Genomic DNA, 19,368 nt, shown 5'->3' on the forward strand with positions numbered 1-19,368 from the left:
GTAACCCGCCATGATCTCAGGGCGCAGGCCTAAACGGCAACCTGCGCGATCTGCGGCGCGGTGTCGGTCTGGGCCTCCAGGGCCGCGACAAACCCCTCGATCGGCATCGGCCGGGCAAACAGGTAACCCTGCTGGAAGTCGACATTGTGCCGCGCCAGGTAATCGCGCTGGGTTTCGTTCTCGACGCCTTCGGCGACGATGCCCAGCTCAAGCTTGGCCGACAGTTCGATGATGCTGTCGAGAATGTGCAGCGACAGCGCATCGACACCGATCAGGGCGACGAAGCTCTGGTCGATCTTCAGGTAATCGACCTTGAACTGGCGCAAGTAGCTGAGGCTGGACTGGCCGGTGCCGAAGTCGTCGATGGCGATCATCACCCCCAGCTCGTGGAGTTTGGCGAACAGCGTCTGGGTGACTTCGCTGGGGGCGATGAGCTTGCGTTCGGTCAATTCAAGAGTGAGCAGCACACGACCGGGAGGGAAGGCGGCGAGAAAGTCCCGGCAGTCGTCGTACAGGGCCAGGTCCTGGCAGTGATCGGCGGTGATGTTGATGCCGACATGAAAACCCTCGTCCATCAGCGCGGCATGTGGCGCCAGCAACTCGGCAGTACGGCGCATGAGCATGCGCGTCATCGGCACGATCTGGCCGCTGTGCTCGGCGTAGGGAATGAACAGGTCGGGGCGCACCAGGCCTTCGCGCGGGTGTTGCCAGCGCATCAGCACTTCGGCGCCGGCCCAGCGGTAGTCGCCCTTGCGCACCACCGGCTGGAAGTACGGCAAGAACTCGTTGGCTTCCATGGCCCGCTGCAGCTCGGCCCGTGGTGAGCTGGCACGGCGCAGCATCCAGCGGCATACGGTACCGGCAATCACCCCGAGAAACACCAGCAGGCCGAACAGGGCAGGGTATTCATCGCGCATTACCTGGCCGACCTTGCCTGGCGCATAACCGCTGTGGATCGAGAACGGGTAGTGGCTGGAGGTCAGGCGCACTGGCGCGACCTCAGCGGCGGGGGCGATCCCTTCATGCACCACGCCGTCCTTGCCCATCCAGTAACGGCCCACCTGTAGCAGCAACTGGGTGTGCGGGCCGATCAGGCGCAGGGCGGTCAGCAGGTGGTCGCCATCGACGGTAGTGATGGCGCCGCGCTCGCCTTCATAGACCCGATACACCAGCAATGGGTGGCCAGGAGTCACCGAGTTACCGTTCATCAGCCAGAGCTTGCCGTCGACATAGTCGCTGGCATTGACCGGTTCGCTGTAGGGGCCGAACAGCGAGCTGCAATACAGCTCGTTGCGGTACACCAGGTTGGTCGAGCGTACGAACGAGCGGCGGGTGACCTGGTCGCGCAAGGCCAGTTTCTCTTCCATGCACGGCATTCCGGCCAAGGGCAGCAACGACCTGGCCGCGCCAGAAATGTTGTCGAGGATCAGCTCTACCTGGGCCACCACCTGCTGCGCCGTGGCCTGGCTGCGGGCCTCCAGCTCGCGCTGGGCCTGCAGGTGCATGATCAGCAGGCCGCACAGCACCGGCACGGCGCCAACCGCCCAGGGCAGCAGGGCACGCAGGGTCCAGCGTCCGGGGCGTTTTACCGTGAGCGGCATGGCGGCTAACCTGTACAAGCGGGGAATGAAAACGGCTGTGTGCCTAGGATAGCCGTTCGTCGCCGGTCGGGCGTCAACTAAAGTGCGGACAAAACGTTTTACGCACTGTAGAATCCCGTTACGCATACAATAATAAGGTTCTCCACTTTCGGGGAATCAACCCGCCGAGAATGGGTCCATATGAAGTGTCATGGGTTCAAGCTGATTTATGGTGACTACCTCGCCAGAAGTGTGAGGGGCATCTCTTGCGCGCCACCACGCCTGCTCGACATCGATAGCAATTAACGACCGTTATTTACCCGCTTTGATGATGAGGAAACGAGCATGGCTGATATCTTTGAAAACCCGATGGGCCTGATGGGCTTTGAATTCATCGAGTTCGCATCGCCGACCCCGGGCGCCCTGGAACCAATCTTCCAGATCATGGGTTTCACCAAGGTGGCTACCCACCGTTCCAAGGACGTGCACCTGTACCGCCAGGGCGGTATCAATCTGATCCTGAACAACGAACCGAAAAGCGTCGCCTCGTACTTCGCCGCCGAGCATGGCCCGTCGGTGTGCGGCATGGCCTTCCGTGTGCGTAACGCCCACGAAGCCTATGCCCGCGCCCTGGAGCTGGGGGCTCAGCCGGTCGAGATCGAAACCGGGCCGATGGAGCTGCGTCTGCCGGCGATTAAGGGTATTGGCGGCGCGCCGCTGTACCTGATCGACCGTTTCGAGGAAGGCAGTTCGATCTATGACATCGACTTCAACTTCATTGAAGGCGTCGATCGTCACCCGGTCGGTGCGGGCCTGAAGATCATCGATCACCTGACCCATAACGTTTACCGCGGGCGCATGGCCTACTGGGCCGGCTTCTACGAGAAGCTGTTCAACTTCCGCGAGATCCGTTACTTCGACATCAAGGGCGAATACACCGGCCTGACCTCCAAGGCCATGACCGCGCCCGATGGCATGATCCGCATCCCGCTGAACGAAGAGTCGTCCAAAGGCGCCGGGCAGATCGAAGAGTTCCTCATGCAGTTCAACGGCGAGGGCATCCAGCACGTGGCCTTCCTCAGCGACAACCTGCTCGAGAGCTGGGATGCCCTGAAAAAGCTCGGCATGCGCTTCATGACCGCGCCGCCAGACACCTACTACGAGATGCTCGAAGGGCGTCTGCCGGGTCATGGCGAGCCGGTCGGTGAACTGCAGGCCCGTGGCATCCTGCTTGACGGCTCTTCCGAGGCCGGTGACAAGCGCCTGCTGCTGCAGATCTTCTCGGAAACCCTGATGGGCCCGGTGTTCTTCGAATTCATCCAGCGCAAGGGTGATGACGGCTTCGGTGAAGGCAACTTCAAGGCCCTGTTCGAGTCGATCGAACGTGACCAGGTCCGCCGCGGTGTGCTGACCACCGACTGATCCGGCGGGTGTCTGAAAAAGGCCATTGGGCGTTTGCTCAATGGCCTTTTTTTGGTTCTTCACTGGGATGTTGAGGCTGCGAGTTTATCCCTTCAGTGTGGGGCCGGCAGCCGCGCCACATCAAATGGATAAGCCCGCAGCCGTAACCGCAACAACCCAACCCAAAGATCATAGCCCCCGGGATTCCGTGAAGAACCTTTTTTTATCCTGGTGTTCAAGCTGCAGGAGGTGACTCTTTGCGCCGATTTCTGAACAGCCCCCAGTACGCCACCGCAGAAGTGAGGATGCCAACCAGCAGCAGTGAAGGTACGGTGGAGGACATGGCCTGGCTCAGTTTCTTGCGGGTGTGGCCAGTGGGGTAGCCAGCATGTACGGTGTAGCCGTATTTCTCCGAGACCATGCGCTGGCTGTCTTCTTCATGGTTGGGGACCTGGTCGGCGCTGCCACTGCCGGTTGCCCAGACAAAATCGCTGCCGAACTGCAGGGCCAGGAAGATGGCGTTCTTGAAGCCCTGCAGTTCTGTTTGCAGGGAGCGCGCATCGCTGATGGCGATGACGCCAATGGGATATTCCTGCAAGCGGTAGTGCAGCACCGGCATGTCCGGGGTGATCTCGTTGCGCGAGTCCAGGCGCAGGCGCTGGTTGAAGTAGCTGCCCGGGTCGATTGCCATGTCGATGCTGCCGAGCAGGGTGCTGCAGTAGGCACGGTTTTCCCGGGTCAGCACCAACGAGCGCACGCTTGGCTGCCTCAGCGTTTCCTGGCGCAGAGTCGGGAGGATTTTCTCGCAGGGTTGCCCGACCAACCCGAGCACAGCATTGCTGGAGCCGTGCATGGCATCGAAGACCCGGTCGATAGCATAGATAGCCTCGACCACAGACACCTCGGCGGTTTCTTCCTGTTTGCGCTCGACCTGCAGGGCTAGCACCAGCAGCCCGCAGGCCACTGGTGCCAGGCCAATCAGCAGGGTTAGCAGAAACTCGAGCAGGCTGCGGCCGGCAAGACGGGGTGGAGCCATGATTACACCTCTATGCTGAGCAGGAACCCGACCTTCCTGGTCTGGTGATGCTCGTCAGCATAAAGAGCGTAATCAGCGGCGGATGTAGGCTGCGTTCACCCTGGGTGCAGTAACAATCGCCAATGCGGGTAAGCGTTTCAGTGCTTTTTCAGTGCGGTCAAGACCAGGTCAGCCACCGCGCCCCCCGATGCCGGGTTCTGACCAGTGATCAGCCGTCCTTCCTTCTGGTCGGCGATGGCGAAGGCCTGCCAGGGCTCTTCTGCCTTGCGGTACAAGCCACCGCGGGCCTTGAGCTCGGTTTCGGTGAGATAGGGCACCACCTTGTCCAGCTCTGCGAGTTTTTCTTCGGTATCGGAGAAGCCGGTGACCTCGCGGTCCTTGACCAGCAAGGTGTTGTCGCTGAGCTTGATATTGAGCAGGCCGACTGCGCCATGACACACCGACGCCACCACGCCACCGGCCTCGAAGATGCGCCGGGCCAGGTCCTGCAGCTCACTGTTGTCGGGGAAATCCCAGATCACCCCATGGCCGCCGGCATAATAGATGGCGCTGTAGTCCTGGACCTTGACTTCACCGGGGCTCAAGGTCTTGCCCAGACGGTTCATGAACGCCTTGTCCTGGTACCACTGCCAGTCGATATCCGCCGCCATCTGCAGGCTGTGAGGGTCAATCGGCACGTAACCGCCGCCGGGGCTGAGGTAATCGACCTTGTAGCCGGCCTTTTCGACCTTGTCGACAAAGTGCACCGCCTCGCCCAGCCACAATCCGGTGGCGCGCTTAAGCGTCGGGTATTTGGCCGTATTGGTCAGCACCACCAGTATTTTCTTGCTCATCGCAACGCTCCCTATACTGGAACGGACCCGGACTGCCCAGGTCGCAGAGGAGAAACCTGTTCAGCATAGTAGCGACTGGCATGGATGCCATTACCTGCTGGCGGTATGCTAGCCTGCGAGGAAAACCAGTATCGCTACAGGGAGTCGAACCGCCGATGAGCACTTTGAACCAAGACGTGGATGCGTTCATGCAGGCTGCTATCGATGAGGCCCGCAAGGGCCGCGACGAAGGCGGCATACCGATCGGTTCGGTACTGGTGCACGACAACCAGATCATCGGCCGTGGCCACAACCGCCGGGTGCAAAAGGGCAGCGCGATCCTGCACGGTGAAATGGACGCCCTGGAAAACGCCGGCCGCCTGCCGGCCAGGGTCTATGCCGAGGCGACCCTGTACACCACCTTGTCGCCGTGCCCGATGTGCAGCGGGGCGATCCTGCTGTATGGCATCAAGCACGTGATTGTCGGCGAAAACCAGACCTTCATGGGCGAAGAGGCATTGCTCGAGGCTCGCGGTGTCAAGGTGCAGGTGCTGCACAATGATAACTGCATCAAGATGATGCGCGATTTTATCCAGGACAGCCCCGCGCTCTGGAACGAAGATATCGGCGTCTAGGTCCGAATGTTCAGACCCCCAACCGCCAGCCGAGCTTGCCCATGCCAGGATCAATGAGTGTAAAGGTGCGTAACCACGATTGGGCCAGTACGGCCCTGGGGCCTTTGCACCTGTGGCCGGCGTCCTTGCGTATCGCCGTGGACATGCTGCTGGCATCGAAATTTCCCGGCTGCCTGGTCTGGGGCCCGCAGTTGGTGACCATCTACAACGATGCCTTCAAGCCAATCCTCGGGGCCAAACCCGAGGCGCTCGGGCGCGGCTTTGACGAAGTCTGGAGCGAGGCCTGGGAGAATATCGGCGCGCTGGTGTTCCGCACCCTGTCGGGCGAGGCGATCTTCATCGAGAACTTCCCGTTGATGATCAACCGCAATGGCAGCCTGGAGCAGGCCTACTTCACCTTTTGCTACAGCCCCATTCGCGACGAGCGCGGGGCAGTGGCCGGGTTTCTCGACACGGTGATCGAAACCACCGCAAGCGTCGAATCGGCGCAGCAGTGGCGTCACCTGGCCGACACCTTCGAGCGTCAGGTACAGGCCCGTACCACCGACCGTAACCAGCTCTGGGCGTTGTCCAACGACATCATGCTGATGGTCCTGCCGGACTTGCGCATCAATGCGATCAATCCGGCCTGGAGCCAGGTGCTGGGCTGGGGTGAGGCGGAGGTGCTGGACACCTCGGTCATGGACCTGCTGCATGCCGACGACCATCAGGAGGTCGCCTCGGTGGTCGAGCGCCTGCGCGCCGGCCAGCGCACCGAAAACACCGTCAGCCGTTTGCGCCACAAGGATGGGCACTACCGCTGGTTCAACTGGGCGGCGGTGCCCTCCGAGCTTGGTTTTACTGCCGTGGGCAGCGACATCACCCAGGAGCGCGAGCGCGAAGAAGCGCTGCGCCATGCCGAAGAGCTGCTGCGCCAAAGCCAGAAGATGGAAGCGATCGGCCAGCTTTCCGGGGGCATGGCCCATGACTTCAACAACCTGTTGACCGGCATCAGTGGCAGCCTCGAATTGCTGGAGCGACGTATCGCCCAGGGCCACCTGGATAACCTGCATGTCTACCTCGATGCCGCCCGCGGCGCGGCCAAGCGCGCAGCGACCCTGACCCACCGTTTGCTGGCCTTTTCCCGGCGCCAGGCCCTCGACCCCAAGCCTGCCTGCGTCAATCAGCTAGTACAGGACATCGAGCATCTGATCCAGCAGACCATCGGTACCCACATCGATCTGCAGGTCCAGGTCGAACCCGCCCCCTGGTGGGTGTTGATCGATGCCAACCAGCTCGAAAACGCCCTGATCAACCTCTGCATCAATGCCCGCGATGCCATGGGCGCCGGTGGCTGCCTGCGCATTACCACCGGCAATGAACGCCACGAGCTGGCTTTCGAAGGCGAGGATGGCCTGGAGGCGGGCGATTATTTCTCACTCCAGGTACAGGACAATGGCCATGGCATGAACGCCGACCTCGTTGCCCGCGCCTTTGACCCGTTCTTTACCACCAAGCCGGTGGGCCAGGGCACCGGGCTGGGCCTGTCGATGGTTTACGGTTTCGTGCGCCAGTCGGGCGGGCGGGTATGGATCGACTCAAGCCCCGGGCAGGGCACCCGGGTCAAGATACTGCTGCCACGCTACCTGGGCGAAATACCACCGCCGCAGGCCAGTGATTCGGCGCGCAAGACCTACGCCCGCGCCAATGGCGAACGCATTCTGCTGGTCGACGACGAGAGCACTTTGCGCCTGTTGATCAAGGAAGCGCTGGAGGAAGAGGGCTTCGAGGTGTTCGAGGCAAGCGACGCCAACGGGGCGCTGCAACAGTATCGCCAGCAGGGCACGGTTGACCTGGTGATCAGCGATATCGGCCTGCCAGGTGGCTTCAGCGGCCGTCAGCTGGCCAATGCACTGCGTATGCTGCAACCGCAGCAGAAGGTGCTGTTCATCACCGGTTTCGCCGAGCAGGAAGTCACCGACCAGGAAGTCCTCGAACCGGGCCTCGCGTTGATGACCAAGCCTTTTGCCCTGGAAGACCTGGTGCATCAGGTGCACGGGATGCTCGAGCCGGTTCAACCGGCGGTTTGCGGCCCTTCCCCGGTACTGCGCTGACTGGCCAGGCGTTCCAGCACCAGGTAGGTCAGGGTGGCAATCAGCAGCGGCAAGAGAAAATAGATCGCCCGATAGCCAATCAGCGCCGCCAGCAGCGTACCCTTGCCGTAGGTGCCCTGCAGCAGAGTCAGGAATACTGTTTCCAATACCCCCAGCCCGGCCGGGATATGGGTGATGACCCCGGCAATGCTGCTGATCATCAACACCGCCAGCACCGTCGGATAGTCGGCGCCTTTGGGCAGCAGCGTGAACACCACCAGCGCCATCAGCGACCAGTTGAGGGCGCCCATCAGCACTTGCAGCGCGGCCAGGCGGATGCCCGGGAGGGTGATCTGCTGCTTGCGAAAGCGCCAGGTGCGGCGCGTGGCGAAGGCGCAGGCCAGCAGGTAGGCCAGGGCCACCAGCAGCAACCCGGCGCCGATCAGGCGCAGGCCGGTATTGCCGATCTCCATGCCGGCCGGCAACTTCGGCAGCCCGCAGACAAACAGGCCGCCAGCCACCGCGAAATAGCCTGCCCAGTTGGTCAGTAGCCCCAGGCTGAGTATCCGGGTAATGGTCGAAACCTTAAGGCCCAAGCGGGTATACAAGCGGTAGCGCAACGCGATGCCACCGACCCAGGCGCTCAGGTTGAGGTTGAAGGCGTAGCACACGAAGGCCAGCGGCAGCACCTGGCGCGTCGGCAGGTGATGGCCGGTGTAATGGCGCCCGAGCAGGTCGAAGCTGCTGAACAGGGCAAAGCTGCACAGGGTCACGCCAGCGGCCATCGCCAGGGTGCTCCAGCGATAGGAGGCCAGGGCTTGACGTACTTCCTGCCAGTCGAGGTTTTTCAGCACGCTGAACAGCAGCACCGGCACCAGGATAAAAAAAACCAGGGTCAGCGCCTGGCGGGCACGGCGCCAGTGCTTTTTATGTGTGTTCATGTCGGCTTGCCTGGAGGGTCATCGGCGTCGTACAGCGGTTTGAGCCGTGGAACATGGGCCGGCAGCCAGCCGAGCACGGCCGGAAAATGACGGATGAAGTGAAAGGTCAGGAAGATCAGCGGCGCCCGCCACCAGTAGCCGCGTAATACCCGCTGCAGGCTCACCGGCTTGCAGCGGTGGGCAGTAAGCTCCTGCAGGTGTTCATGCAGGCGGGCGTTGAAGATCTCGTCGCGGATGATCAGGTTGGCCTCAAGGTTCAACGCCAGGCTCAAGGGGTCGAGGTTGCTTGAACCGACCGTCGACCACTGCCGGTCGACCAGCGCCACTTTGCCGTGCAACGGCCGCTCGCAATACTCGAAAATACGCACGCCGTCGCGGATCAGGTAGTTGTACAGCAAGCGCGAGCACAAGCGCACCCAGGGCATGTCGGGCATGCCCTGCAGTACCAGGGTGACCTTCACGCCCCGGCGCGCGGCGTTGCGAATCGCGCGCAGCAGGCGGTACCCGGGAAAGAAGTAGGCGTTGGCGATGGTGATACGTTCGCGGGCGGCGTTCAGCGCCCGCAGATAGTGCTGCTCGATGTCATTGGGGTGATCCTGGTTGTCGCGGATGCACAGGGTCATGCGCGCCTGTTCGCTGTCCGGGGCGATCGGCACCCGGCGCTGCCACCAGCGCCGGCTGCCCGGCTTCAGGGCACTCTGCTGTTCGAGCAGTTTCAGGGTGGCGCGCTGCAGGTCGGCGACGATCGGCCCGCGTACCTGGACCGCATAGTCCTGCTTGGCCATCGGCCCGAAATCAGCCAGGTGATCGGCGCAGTAGTTGATGCCGCCGACAAAACCGACCTCGCCATCGACCACCAGGATCTTGCGGTGCAGGCGGCGAAACAGGTTGGTACGCATGCCCAGGCGTTTCGGGCTGGGGTCGAAGGCTTGCAGGTGCACGCCTGCATCACTGAGTTCACGCAGGTAGTCAAGGCTGAGGTCGGCGGTGCCATAGCCGTCGACCAGCATCTCGACCTTCACTCCGCGCTTGGCGGCGGCAATCAACAGTTGCTGCAGCTGCTTGCCGACCTTGTCCTCAAAGATGATGAAGGTTTCCAGGAGGATCTCTGCGCGCGCTTGCTCGATGGCGGCAAAGGCGCTGGCGAAATAGTCCTCGCCGTTGATCAGCAGTTGCACCTGGTTGTCGGGTCGCCATTGGCCGTTCACAGCAGCACCTCCACGGCCAATGGCAGATGATCGGAAAGGTGGGTCCAGGGCTTGCGGGCCATGACCTTGGGCGCCTGCGCGCGAGCATTGCGCAGGTAGATGCGGTCCAGGCACAGCAGTGGCCAGCGCGCCGGAAAACTGCGCGCCGGGCGGCCGTGGGCCTGGCTGAAGACTTCCTGCAGGCCACACTCGGCCAGCACGCCATCGGCACGCTGGCGCCAGTCGTTGAAGTCGCCGGCGACGATCACCGGCGCGTCAACCGGCAGGCTGTGCAGCAACTGGCAGAGCAGGCGCAGTTGCTGCTGGCGCTGGCGCTCGTCCAGGCCCAGGTGCACACAGACGGTATGCAGTTCACGGTCGGCGGGCAAGGCCAGTACCGAGTGCAGCAAGCCGCGCTGTTCGGTGCCATGGACGCTGACATCGAAGTTGTCGTGGCGCACGATCGGGTACTTGGACAGCAGCGCATTGCCGTGTTCACCTTCCGGGTAAACGGCGTTGCGGCCGTAGGCGAACACCGGCCAGAGGCTGTCGGCGAGAAACTCGTATTGCGGTACATCCGACCAGTTGCGATGGCGCCGGCCGTGCTGACGGTGGCTGCCCAGCACCTCCTGGAGGAACACCAGGTCTGCGTTCTCGCTGCGTACCGCTTCTCGCAGTTCCGGCAGTAGGTAATGGCGGTTCAGGGGGCTGAAACCCTTGTGCGCGTTGACCGTGAGCACCCGCAAGCGGTGCACCGCCGGCGCCGCCGCAAGGGACGCGGTGGATTGCATCTGGCTCATGTCCGGCTGCCCTTGCCCAGAATCTGCGCGACCTTGGCGGTCAGCTGGGCGAATTCGAACGGTTTGCTGATCATCTGCATGCCAGGGTCGAGAAAGCCGCCGCGGGCCACGGCGGTCTCGGCATAACCGGTAATGAACAGCACCTTGAGCTGTGGGCGCAGTTGCCGGCCGATTTCGGCCAGCTGGCGGCCGTTCATTCCCGGTAGCCCGACATCGCTGACCAGCAGATCAACCGGTTCCCCTGCCTGCAAAATGGCCAGGGCAACATTGGCATCTTCGGCGACCTGGCACAGGTAACCCTGTTCTTCCAGCGTCTGGTGCACCAGCAGGCGCACGGCGGGGTCATCCTCGACGATCAGCACGTTCTGGCCAACCTGGCAGGGCGAGGGCTGCGTCGCCTCGACTTCAGGCTGCGGGCAGGGGGCGGCGTAACGGGGCAGGTAGACATCAACCCGGGTACCGTGGCCGATGCGGCTTTGCAGCGCCACATGGCCCTGGGACTGTTTGCTGAAACCGTAGACCATCGACAGCCCCAGGCCCGTACCCTGGCCAATCGGCTTGGTGGTGAAGAATGGATCAAAGGCGCGATCCAGGGTGCTTTGCGGCATGCCACAGCCATTGTCATTGAAACTGATCAGCACATAGTCGCCAGCGGCCAGCGAGTGGCCGCCAAACAGGCTGCCGTCCAGGCGTTGGTTGCTGGCAGTGATGGTCAGGCGGCCGCCGTTGGGCATGGCATCGTGGGCGTTGCTGAGCAGGTTGCCGAGTGCTTCCTGCAGCTGTACCGGGTCCGCTTCCACAGCCCATAGCTGCGGCTCGATCTGCAGTTGCAGTTTTATCTGCGGGTCCAGCTGCGGCCTCAGGCGTTCGGCCGTCAACAGGGCGTCAAGCTGCACCGGGTGCGCATCGAGCGATTGGCGGCTGGAGAAGGCCAGCAGGCGGTGGGTCATGCTGGCGGCGCGCTTGACCGCCTCCTGGCTGAGGCTGAGCAGGGCCGGCAGGGTTTCGGTGCGGCCTTGCTGCAGGCGCTTGCCGATCATTTCCAGGCTGCCGCCGATCCCGGTCAGCAAGTTATTGAAATCGTGGGCCACGCCGCCAGCCAACTGGCCGATGGCTTCCATTTTCTGCGCCTGGCGCAGGTAGTGTTCTTCTTCGCGCAACTGGCGCAAATGGGCTTCGACCCGCTGGGTCTGGCGTTGCAGTTCCTGGCCTTGGTTGCGGGCTTCATACTGTCGGCGCCGGGCTCGCAGCGAAGCGTGGGTCAGGGCAACAAGATTGTCGGGCTCGAATGGATATTGCAGCAGAAACAGATTGCCGAGGTCGGCGTGTCGGCTTTGAGGCGGGCTCTGGCCCTTGATCGGCGGGCCTGTCAGCAGTACCACGGGGAGGTCTGACCATAACGGCTGTCCGCCAAGGTACAGATGCAAGGGCGTGCCAGAATCGCCGTCCAGGCAGGTGTCGGCAATGATTGCCAGGCCCACGCCCTGTTCCAGGGCCAGGCCAAGGTCTTCCATGGTGGCCGTTGCCAGGGCCTGGATGCCGGCTTGATCGAGCAGGCGCTGGGCCAGTTGACTGAGCTGGGCCGGCGCCAGTATCAGTGCTCGTTCGGCATTGGCTAACGCGTTGCCCACAGGTGGTCTCCTTTGATAACGCTCAGGCAAGCACCGCCGGTGCCTGCTGTCCTCGCACTATCTCTGGACCACAGTCTGCATTGAGGGGTTCAACCGGGTTGTCAGACGGTCGTTTTCAGGGCTACAGGCCTTGCTGCACCAGCGGATCGTCCGGGTTCTGTTGCTCCAGCTGGGCCAGCAACACCTGTACATTCTGCAACTGACCGGTCTCTTTCCAGTACTCGATCAGCAGCACCCTTGCCTTGCGGTTGGCCGGCTGCCGGGCAAGGATGGTTTCCAGCTGCTTTTGCGCGGCATCGACCTGCTCCAGCTGGTGCAGGCTGGTGGCCAGGGTGTAGCGGTAGTCGTTGTTGTCCGGCTCAAGCTCCAGCGCCCGGGCAAAGGCCAGCAGGGCATATTCGTCCTGGCCGTGGCGCAGCAGCCAACGACCCAGCTCGTGTTGCAGGAAGGCCGAGTCGGGGCGTTGTTGCAGGGCCCTGGCCAGGACCTGGCGCGAGGCGTCGGTCTGGTTCTGGCGCTCCAGCAACTGCACCTGCGCCGCCAGCGCCTCGAGGTTGTCCGGGGCCAGTTGCAGGGTGCGCTCAATGGCCTGTGCGGCTTCCTGATAGCTGTTTTCGTGCAGGTACAACTGGGCCAGGTGCAACTGCGCGCTGGCGTCGTCGTTGCGCTGGGCCAGTACCGCTTGGTACTGCTCCAGCACCGCCTGCAGCGGGCCGAAGTACAGGCCGATATCATCGGCGCTGAGCCCCAGCAAGGCATCGACCACGGCAAAGCGCACGCTTTGCTCTTGATCATCGAGCAGTGGCCCGAGCACCAGGCTGCGCTGGGCACCGGGCAGCATCGCCTGGATGCTGGCGATGGCGGCGCGGCGCACCAGCGGCTCGTCATGCTGCAAGTCGCGGCTGGCCAGTTTCAGGGCCAGGGGCGAGGGGTAGTTGGGCAGTTCGGCGTACAGGCTGGCGCGGCGGATGGGCGACAGGTCATTGCGCCCCAGTTGCTGGTAGAGCACCCGGGCGGCGCCGGGCTGGCCGTCATGGGCCATGGTCAGCGCCTTGGTGTAACTGTGCTTGAGGGCCGGGGCCGGAGCAGGGCTGTCGTCACGCCAGAAATAGCCACCCAGGCCGAGGATGATGAGCAGGGTCAGGCTGACAAGCGTGTACTGGCGCTGTTTCGACATGGTGAATCCGAAGCGTGTCGCGGCTGCAAAGGGTTGAGCTTGGGTCACGGGTGGGGTTGGCGTCAAGGCTGCAGTACCTGTGGGAGCTGGCGTTGCCAGCGATGGGCTGCAAGGCAGCCCCCGGCAATCTCCTGGCCACAAAAAAGCCCCGCAAGCCTAAGCAAGCGGGGCAAAGGGCCGGTCAGAAACCAACCAAAGGAGCCGTTGAATCAGTTTGCCGCAGCTACGCGCTCGGCCTGCCAGCCGCCACCCAGGGCCTTGTAGATGGCGACGATGCCGCGGTACAGGTCGACTTCGCCCTGGGCCTGGGCATCTTCGGCGCTCAGGCGTTCGCGTTCGGCGTCGAGCAGCACCAGGTAATCGACTGTGCCTTCGCGGTAGCGAATCGAGGCGAGGTCGGCCGCCTTGCGGCTGGCTTCGCTCTGGCGCAGCAGGGCCAGTAGCCGCTGCTGGAGTTTGCTGTAGTCGCTGAAAGCGTTTTCCGACTCTTCCAGGGCCAGCAAGACCTGCTGTTCATAGTTGGCCAGCGCGCCCTCGGCATCGGCGTTGGCGCCGCGCAGGCGGGCGCGCACACTGCCCAGATCGAAGGCCGCCCAGGTGATGCTCGGGCCCAGGGCCCAGGCCTTGGCCGCCGACGAGCCCAGTTGCGAGCCGCGCCCGGCGGTAAAGCCGAGAAAGCCGCTGAGGCTGACCCGCGGGAACAGGTCGGCGGTGGCCACGCCGATATTGGCGGTGGCGGCCGCCAACTGGCGCTCGGCGCTGCGGATATCCGGGCGGCGCTTGAGTAGTTCGCCCGGGTCACCGACCGGCAGCGCCTTGGCGATGGCCGGCAGTTGCGCCGGCGACAGGTCAACCGCCAGGGCGTCCGGGCGCTGGCCGAGCAGGGTGGCGATGCGGTTGCGCGCCCGTACCTGTTCGGCCTGCAGTTGCGGCACACTGGCCTCGACCGCCGCCAGGCGGGCGTCGGCGCGGACCACGTCGAGATCGTTGCCGACCCCGGCGTCTCGCAGGGTTTCGGTGATGCCACGCGAATCTTGCTGGGTCTTGAGGTTGGCCAGGGCAATCTTTTCGCGCAACTGCGCGCCGCGCAGCTGGCCATAAGCATCGACCAGCTCGGCGATCAGGCTCACCTGTAGTTGCTGCAGGTCGGCCTGGGCTGCGTCCTGTTCGGCTTCGCTGGCTTCCAGTTGACGCTGGATGCGGCCGAACAGATCCAGCTCCCAGGCCATGTCCAGGCCCAGGTCGTAGCGTTCGCTGTTGACCCGGTTTTCAGTCTGGCCAGGAATCTGGCCCTTGCCCAGATCGGCGCTGGCGCGGCTGGTCACGGTAGGCAGGGCATCGTTGCTGACATCGTCGCGAATCGCCCGCGCCGCTTTCAGGCGGGCGAAGGCCACGCGCAGTTCGCGGTTGCCGTCCAGCGACTGATTGACCAGTTTGTTCAGTACCGGGTCGTCGAACTGCTTCCACCAGATGCTTTCAAAGCGGCTGCGGTCGAAGGCGGTCTTGGCGGTCGGTTCGTTGGCGGCGCTCAATTGCGCTGCCGCGGTGTCCGGGGCCTTGTAGTCCGGGCCCACCGCACAGGCGGCGAGGGCCAGGACCAGCAGGCTGGGCATAAAGAGTTTCATACTGCGGTTCATGCATGAGTCTCCAGCTTCAGCGCACGCGCCGCTTTGCGGGCCTGGCTGCGTTCCACGTAACGGCGGATCAGGACAAAGAACACCGGCGTCAGCAGTAGACCGAAGAAGGTCACCCCGATCATCCCGGAGAACACCGCCACACCCATGGCATGACGCATTTCAGCACCGGCGCCGGAGGAGAACACCAGCGGCACCACACCCATGATGAAGGCGATCGAGGTCATCAGGATCGGCCGCAGGCGCAGGCGGCACGCTTCCAATACCGCGGCCAGCGGGTCGAGACCTTCGGCTTGTTTGTCCTTGGCGAACTCGACGATCAGGATGGCGTTCTTGCACGCCAGCCCCACCAGTACGATCAAGCCGATCTGGGTGAAGATGTTGTTGTCGCCACCGGACAGGATCACCCCGGTAATCGCCGACAGCAGGGTCATCGGTACGATCAGGATCACCGCCAGCGGCAGGCTCCAGCTTTCGTACTGGGCGGCCAGCACCAGGAACGCCAGCAGTACACAGAGCGGGAAGACGAACAGTGCGGTGTTACCGGCCAGGATCTGCTGGTAGGTCAGCTCGGTCCATTCGAAGGTCATGCCGTTGGGCAGTTCTTCCTTGAGCAGCTTCTCGATGGCCTTTTCCGCTTGCCCGGAGCTGTAGCCCGGCGCTGCGGCACCGTTGATCTCGGCGGTAATGAAACCGTTGTAGTGCATGACGCGGTCAGGGCCGGAGGTGTCGCTGACCTTGATGAAGGTCGCCAGCGGGATCATCTCGCCCTGGTTGTTGCGCACCTTGAGCTGGCCGATCTGCTCGGCTTCGAGGCGGAACTGCTGCTCGGCCTGGACGTTGACCTGGTAGGTGCGGCCAAAGCGGTTGAAGTCGTTGGCGTACAACGAACCCAGGTAGATCTGCAGGGTGTCGAAGATATCGCTGATCGCTACACCGTGGGTCTTGGCCTTCTCGCGGTCGATAGCAGCATCGACCTGCGGCACGTTGACCTGGTAGCTGGTGAACAGTCCGGCCAGCTCCGGCACGTTGTGGCTCTTGGCGATGATGTTCTGGGTTTCCTTGTACAGCGCTTCATAACCCAGGTTGCCGCGGTCTTCGATCTGCAGGCGGAAACCACCGATGGTGCCCAGCCCCTGAACCGGCGGCGGCGGGAAGATCGCGATGTAGGCATCTTCGATATCGGCGAATTGTGCGTTGAGCGCGGCGGCAATCGCGGCGGCCGACTGGCTTGGGTCCTTGCGCTCATCGAACGGCTTGAGCGGGGTGAACACGATGCCGCTGTTGGGGCTGTTGGTGAAGCCGTTGATCGACAGGCCCGGGAAGGCCACCGAGTCGGCCACGCCAGGTTGCTTGAGGGCGATCTCGCTCATCTTCTTGATTACCGCTTCCGTGCGGTCGAGGCTGGCGGCATCCGGCAGTTGCGCGAAGGCGACCAGGTACTGTTTGTCTTGCGCCGGTACAAAGCCGGTAGGCGTCGACGAGAAGCCCAGCCAGGTCATGATGATCAGGCCGCCATAGACGAACAGGGCGATGCCGCTGCTGCGGATGACCCGGCCGACAGCGCCGACGTAGCCATGGCTGGCACGGTCGAAGAAGCGGTTGAACGGGCCGAACAGCCAGCCACCGAGCAGGCGCTCGAGCACTTTCGAGAAGCGGTCCTTGGGCGCGTGGTGCTCCTTGAGCAGTACCGCGGCCAGGGCCGGCGACAGGGTCAGGGAGTTGAAGGCCGAGATCACCGTGGAAATGGCGATGGTCAGCGCGAACTGCTTGTAGAACTGCCCGGTAAGCCCGGAAATGAACGCTGCCGGCACGAACACCGCGCACAGCACCAGTGCCGTGGCGATGATCGGCCCGGTCACTTCGCCCATGGCCTTTTGCGTGGCTTCCAGGGGCTTGAGGCCCAGGCCGATATTACGCTCGACGTTCTCCACCACGACGATGGCGTCGTCCACCACGATACCGATGGCCAGTACCAGGCCGAACAGCGACAGGGCGTTGAGCGAGAAGCCGAACAGGTGCATCACCGCGAAGGTACCGATCAAGGAAACCGGAACCGCCACCAGCGGGATGATCGAGGCGCGCCAGGTCTGCAGGAACAGGATGACCACCAGCACCACCAGGATCAGTGCTTCGAACAGGGTGTGCACCACCGCTTCAATCGAACCGCGGACGAACACCGTCGGGTCATAGACGATGCTGTAGTCCATGCCTTCAGGGAAGTCCTTCTTCAGCTCGGCCATTTTCGCCCGGACCTCATCGGAGATCTCGATGGCGTTGGAGCCTGGGCGCTGGAAGATCGGGATGGCCACCGCCGGCTGGTTGTTCAGCAGTGAACGCAGGGCATATTGGCTGGAACCGAGCTCAACCCGGGCGATGTCCTTCAGGCGGGTGATTTCGCCATCGGCGCCGGAGCGGATGATGATGTTCTCGAACTCTTCTTCACTGACCAGACGGCCCTGGGTGTTGACCGACAGCTGGAAGCTGGTGGCCCCGGGTGCGGGTGGCGCGCCAAGTTGACCCGCGGCTACCTGGCGGTTTTGTTCGCGAATGGCGGCGACCACGTCGCTGGCGGTGAGATTGCGCGAAGCGGTCTTGTTCGGGTCGAGCCAGACCCGCAGCGAGTAGTCGCCCATGCCGAACAGCTGCACGTCACCAACACCGCCCAGGCGTGCCAGTTCATCCTTGATGTTGAGGATGGCGTAGTTGGACAGGTAGAGCATGTCGTAACGGTTATCCGGCGAGGTCAGGTGCACGACCATGGTCAGGTCGGGCGAAGCCTTGTCGACGGTGATACCGATGCGCGTGACTTCCTCGGGCAGCTTGGGCTGGGTGCGGGTCACGCGGTTCTGTACCTGGACCTGGGCGTTGTCCAGGTCGGTACCGAGGGCGAAGGTGACGGTGAGGGTGACCTTGCCGTCGGCGGTGGACTGCGAGGACATGTAGAGCATGTTCTCGACCCCGGTAATCGCCTGTTCAAGCGGTGCGGCGACGGTTTCGCCAATCACTTTCGGGTTGGCGCCGGGGAAGTTGGCGCGCACCACCACGGTCGGCGGTACCACTTCCGGGTACTCGCTGATCGGCAGCTGGAACAGTGAGATGCTGCCGGCGATCAGAATCAGCAGCGACAGCACCGCGGCGAAGATCGGCCGGGTGATAAAAAACTTGGAAAAATTCATTGGACTGATCCCTTAACCGCGCGGTGCCGAGGCACTGGCGAGTTTTACGCTGGGGGTGGCCACGGCTTTGCCTTGAATGCTGGCTTCGAGCGCCTGACGTTGTTGGGCGAGGGCGGCGATGGTCGCGTCACTGGCCATTGGCGTGTCCTGCGGGTCGACTGGCGAGCCCGGGCGTACCCGTTGCAGGCCCTTGACGACGATGCGGTCATCCTTGCTCAGGCCGTTGCGCACGATGCGCAGGCCTTCGAGTTTCGGCCCCAGCTCGACGGCGCGATAGGCGGCCTTGTTGTCCTTGTCCATGACCAGCACGAACTTCTTGCCAAGGTCGGTACCAACCGCTTCGTCGTTGATCAGCACCGCCGAGTAAGTGGCGCTGCCGACCAGTTTCAGGCGTGCATACAGGCCCGGGGTGAACTGCCCGTCGCGGTTGTCAAACACCGCACGGCCACGGATGGTGCCGGTCTTGGGGTTGACCTGGTTGTCGACGAAGTTCATCTGGCCCAGGTGCGGGTTGCCGTTTTCGTTGGACAGGCCCAGGTACACCGGGGTGCTCTGGCCGCGTTGACCGTCGCGCGCCAGCTGGGTGTACTTGAGGTACACGCGCTCGTCGGCGTCGAAGTAGGCATAGACCTTGTCGGTGGAGACCACGCTGGTCAGCGGTGTGACGTCGGCGCTGACGATGTTGCCGGCGGTGAACTGCGCGCGGCTGACCCGGCCGCTGATTGGCGCGGTGACGCGGGTGAAGCTTAAGTTAAGGCGCGCCAGGTCCAGCTGCGCCTGGATTGCGGCGACGCCGGCGCGGGCTTCGGCCGCGGCGCTGGTGCGCGACTCGGCAAGTTCGGCGGAAATCGCGTTGCTGCTGCGCAGGCGTTCGCCGCGCTGGGCTTCGTTTTCGCTGCGGATGGCGGTGGCGCGGGCTTGTTGCAGTTGGGCTTCGAGGCGGCGGACCTCAGCCTGGAACGGACGCGGGTCGATCTGGAACAGCAGATCGCCTTTTTTTACCTGGGCGCCTTCGGTGAAGGCCACCTGGTCGATCTGCCCGGAGACGCGCGGGCGCACCTCGACGGTCTCCGGCGCCTCCAGGCGGCCGGTGAACTCGTCCCATTCGTTGATCGGTTGTTCCAGTACCTTGGCCACGCTGACCTTGGCCGCCGCCGGCGCCTGCACGGCCTCCGGGGTGCGACCGCAGGCACTCATCACCAATACAGCCAATAGAGCAAGGGGGTAACGCAAAGGTTTGAGTGACTGTTCCATGGGGAGTCCGCCAATTTATTGATAGTGGG

General features: G+C 63.3%; 14 protein-coding genes. 3 read left to right on the forward strand and 11 right to left on the reverse strand.

Annotated features, from left to right (window positions below; genetic code table 11):
- Positions 1 to 29: 29 nt before the first annotated feature.
- Positions 30 to 1,601, reverse strand: a complete 1,572-nt coding sequence (locus ABIE20_RS20490) for an EAL domain-containing protein (protein ID WP_429506932.1) — start codon at positions 1,599 to 1,601, stop codon at positions 30 to 32.
- Between the two features lie 324 nt (positions 1,602 to 1,925).
- Here ABIE20_RS20490 and hppD point away from each other — a divergent pair, with 324 nt between their 5' ends.
- On the forward strand, positions 1,926 to 3,002 hold the full coding sequence (hppD, locus tag ABIE20_RS20495) for a 4-hydroxyphenylpyruvate dioxygenase (protein ID WP_429506933.1): 1,077 nt from the start codon (positions 1,926 to 1,928) through the stop codon (positions 3,000 to 3,002).
- 214 nt (positions 3,003 to 3,216) lie between these two features.
- Here the strand turns inward: hppD and ABIE20_RS20500 are convergent, their stop codons facing one another.
- Positions 3,217 to 4,017, reverse strand: a complete 801-nt coding sequence (locus tag ABIE20_RS20500; RefSeq protein ID WP_429506934.1) for a CSS-motif domain-containing protein — start codon at positions 4,015 to 4,017, stop codon at positions 3,217 to 3,219.
- Between the two features lie 137 nt (positions 4,018 to 4,154).
- Positions 4,155 to 4,850, reverse strand: coding sequence for a type 1 glutamine amidotransferase domain-containing protein (locus tag ABIE20_RS20505; protein ID WP_429506935.1), 696 nt, complete (start codon positions 4,848 to 4,850; stop codon positions 4,155 to 4,157).
- Positions 4,851 to 5,026: 176 nt separating this feature from the next.
- Here ABIE20_RS20505 and ABIE20_RS20510 point away from each other — a divergent pair, with 176 nt between their 5' ends.
- Together ABIE20_RS20510 and ABIE20_RS20515 are read left to right on the forward strand one after the other, a co-directional pair.
- Complete coding sequence (locus ABIE20_RS20510; RefSeq protein WP_429507030.1) at positions 5,027 to 5,464, forward strand: nucleoside deaminase; 438 nt, start codon at positions 5,027 to 5,029, stop codon at positions 5,462 to 5,464.
- 65 nt (positions 5,465 to 5,529) lie between these two features.
- Positions 5,530 to 7,557: an ATP-binding protein gene (locus ABIE20_RS20515; protein WP_429506936.1), complete on the forward strand. Its 2,028-nt coding sequence runs from the start codon at positions 5,530 to 5,532 to the stop codon at positions 7,555 to 7,557.
- Here the strand turns inward: ABIE20_RS20515 and ABIE20_RS20520 are convergent.
- The 8 genes from ABIE20_RS20520 to mexE all read right to left on the reverse strand — a co-directional run bounded on the left by ABIE20_RS20520 (position 7,518) and on the right by mexE (position 19,339).
- The gene (locus ABIE20_RS20520) at positions 7,518 to 8,477 is read right to left on the reverse strand and encodes a lysylphosphatidylglycerol synthase domain-containing protein (RefSeq protein ID WP_429506938.1); all 960 of its coding nucleotides are present in this window, start codon (positions 8,475 to 8,477) and stop codon (positions 7,518 to 7,520) included. The two genes, ABIE20_RS20515 and ABIE20_RS20520, sit on opposite strands and share 40 nt — an antisense overlap.
- Entirely contained in the window at positions 8,474 to 9,685 is a 1,212-nt protein-coding gene (clsB, locus tag ABIE20_RS20525; RefSeq protein ID WP_429506939.1) for a cardiolipin synthase ClsB, read from the reverse strand. The genes ABIE20_RS20520 and clsB overlap by 4 nt, the downstream gene beginning before the upstream one ends.
- A complete protein-coding gene (locus ABIE20_RS20530) occupies positions 9,682 to 10,455 on the reverse strand; it encodes an endonuclease/exonuclease/phosphatase family protein (RefSeq protein ID WP_429507032.1) in 774 nt (257 codons plus the stop codon). Before ABIE20_RS20530 ends, clsB begins: the two co-directional genes overlap by 4 nt.
- 5 nt (positions 10,456 to 10,460) lie before the next feature.
- On the reverse strand, positions 10,461 to 12,095 hold the full coding sequence (locus ABIE20_RS20535) for a response regulator (protein ID WP_429506940.1): 1,635 nt from the start codon (positions 12,093 to 12,095) through the stop codon (positions 10,461 to 10,463).
- A gap of 121 nt (positions 12,096 to 12,216) precedes the next feature.
- On the reverse strand, positions 12,217 to 13,272 hold the full coding sequence (locus ABIE20_RS20540) for a tetratricopeptide repeat protein (protein ID WP_429506942.1): 1,056 nt from the start codon (positions 13,270 to 13,272) through the stop codon (positions 12,217 to 12,219).
- Between the two features lie 209 nt (positions 13,273 to 13,481).
- On the reverse strand, positions 13,482 to 14,909 hold the full coding sequence (locus tag ABIE20_RS20545; protein WP_429506944.1) for an efflux transporter outer membrane subunit: 1,428 nt from the start codon (positions 14,907 to 14,909) through the stop codon (positions 13,482 to 13,484).
- Positions 14,906 to 18,085 (reverse strand): efflux RND transporter permease subunit, encoded by a 3,180-nt coding sequence (locus ABIE20_RS20550; protein WP_045198110.1) that lies wholly within the window; start codon positions 18,083 to 18,085, stop codon positions 14,906 to 14,908. The genes ABIE20_RS20545 and ABIE20_RS20550 overlap by 4 nt, the downstream gene beginning before the upstream one ends.
- A 12-nt stretch (positions 18,086 to 18,097) precedes the next feature.
- Entirely contained in the window at positions 18,098 to 19,339 is a 1,242-nt protein-coding gene (gene mexE, locus ABIE20_RS20555; RefSeq protein WP_429506947.1) for a multidrug efflux RND transporter periplasmic adaptor subunit MexE, read from the reverse strand.
- Positions 19,340 to 19,368: the final 29 nt, after the last annotated feature.

The sequence above is a fragment of the Pseudomonas sp. 2835 genome, assembly GCF_050435905.1.
GTDB lineage: Bacteria > Pseudomonadota > Gammaproteobacteria > Pseudomonadales > Pseudomonadaceae > Aquipseudomonas.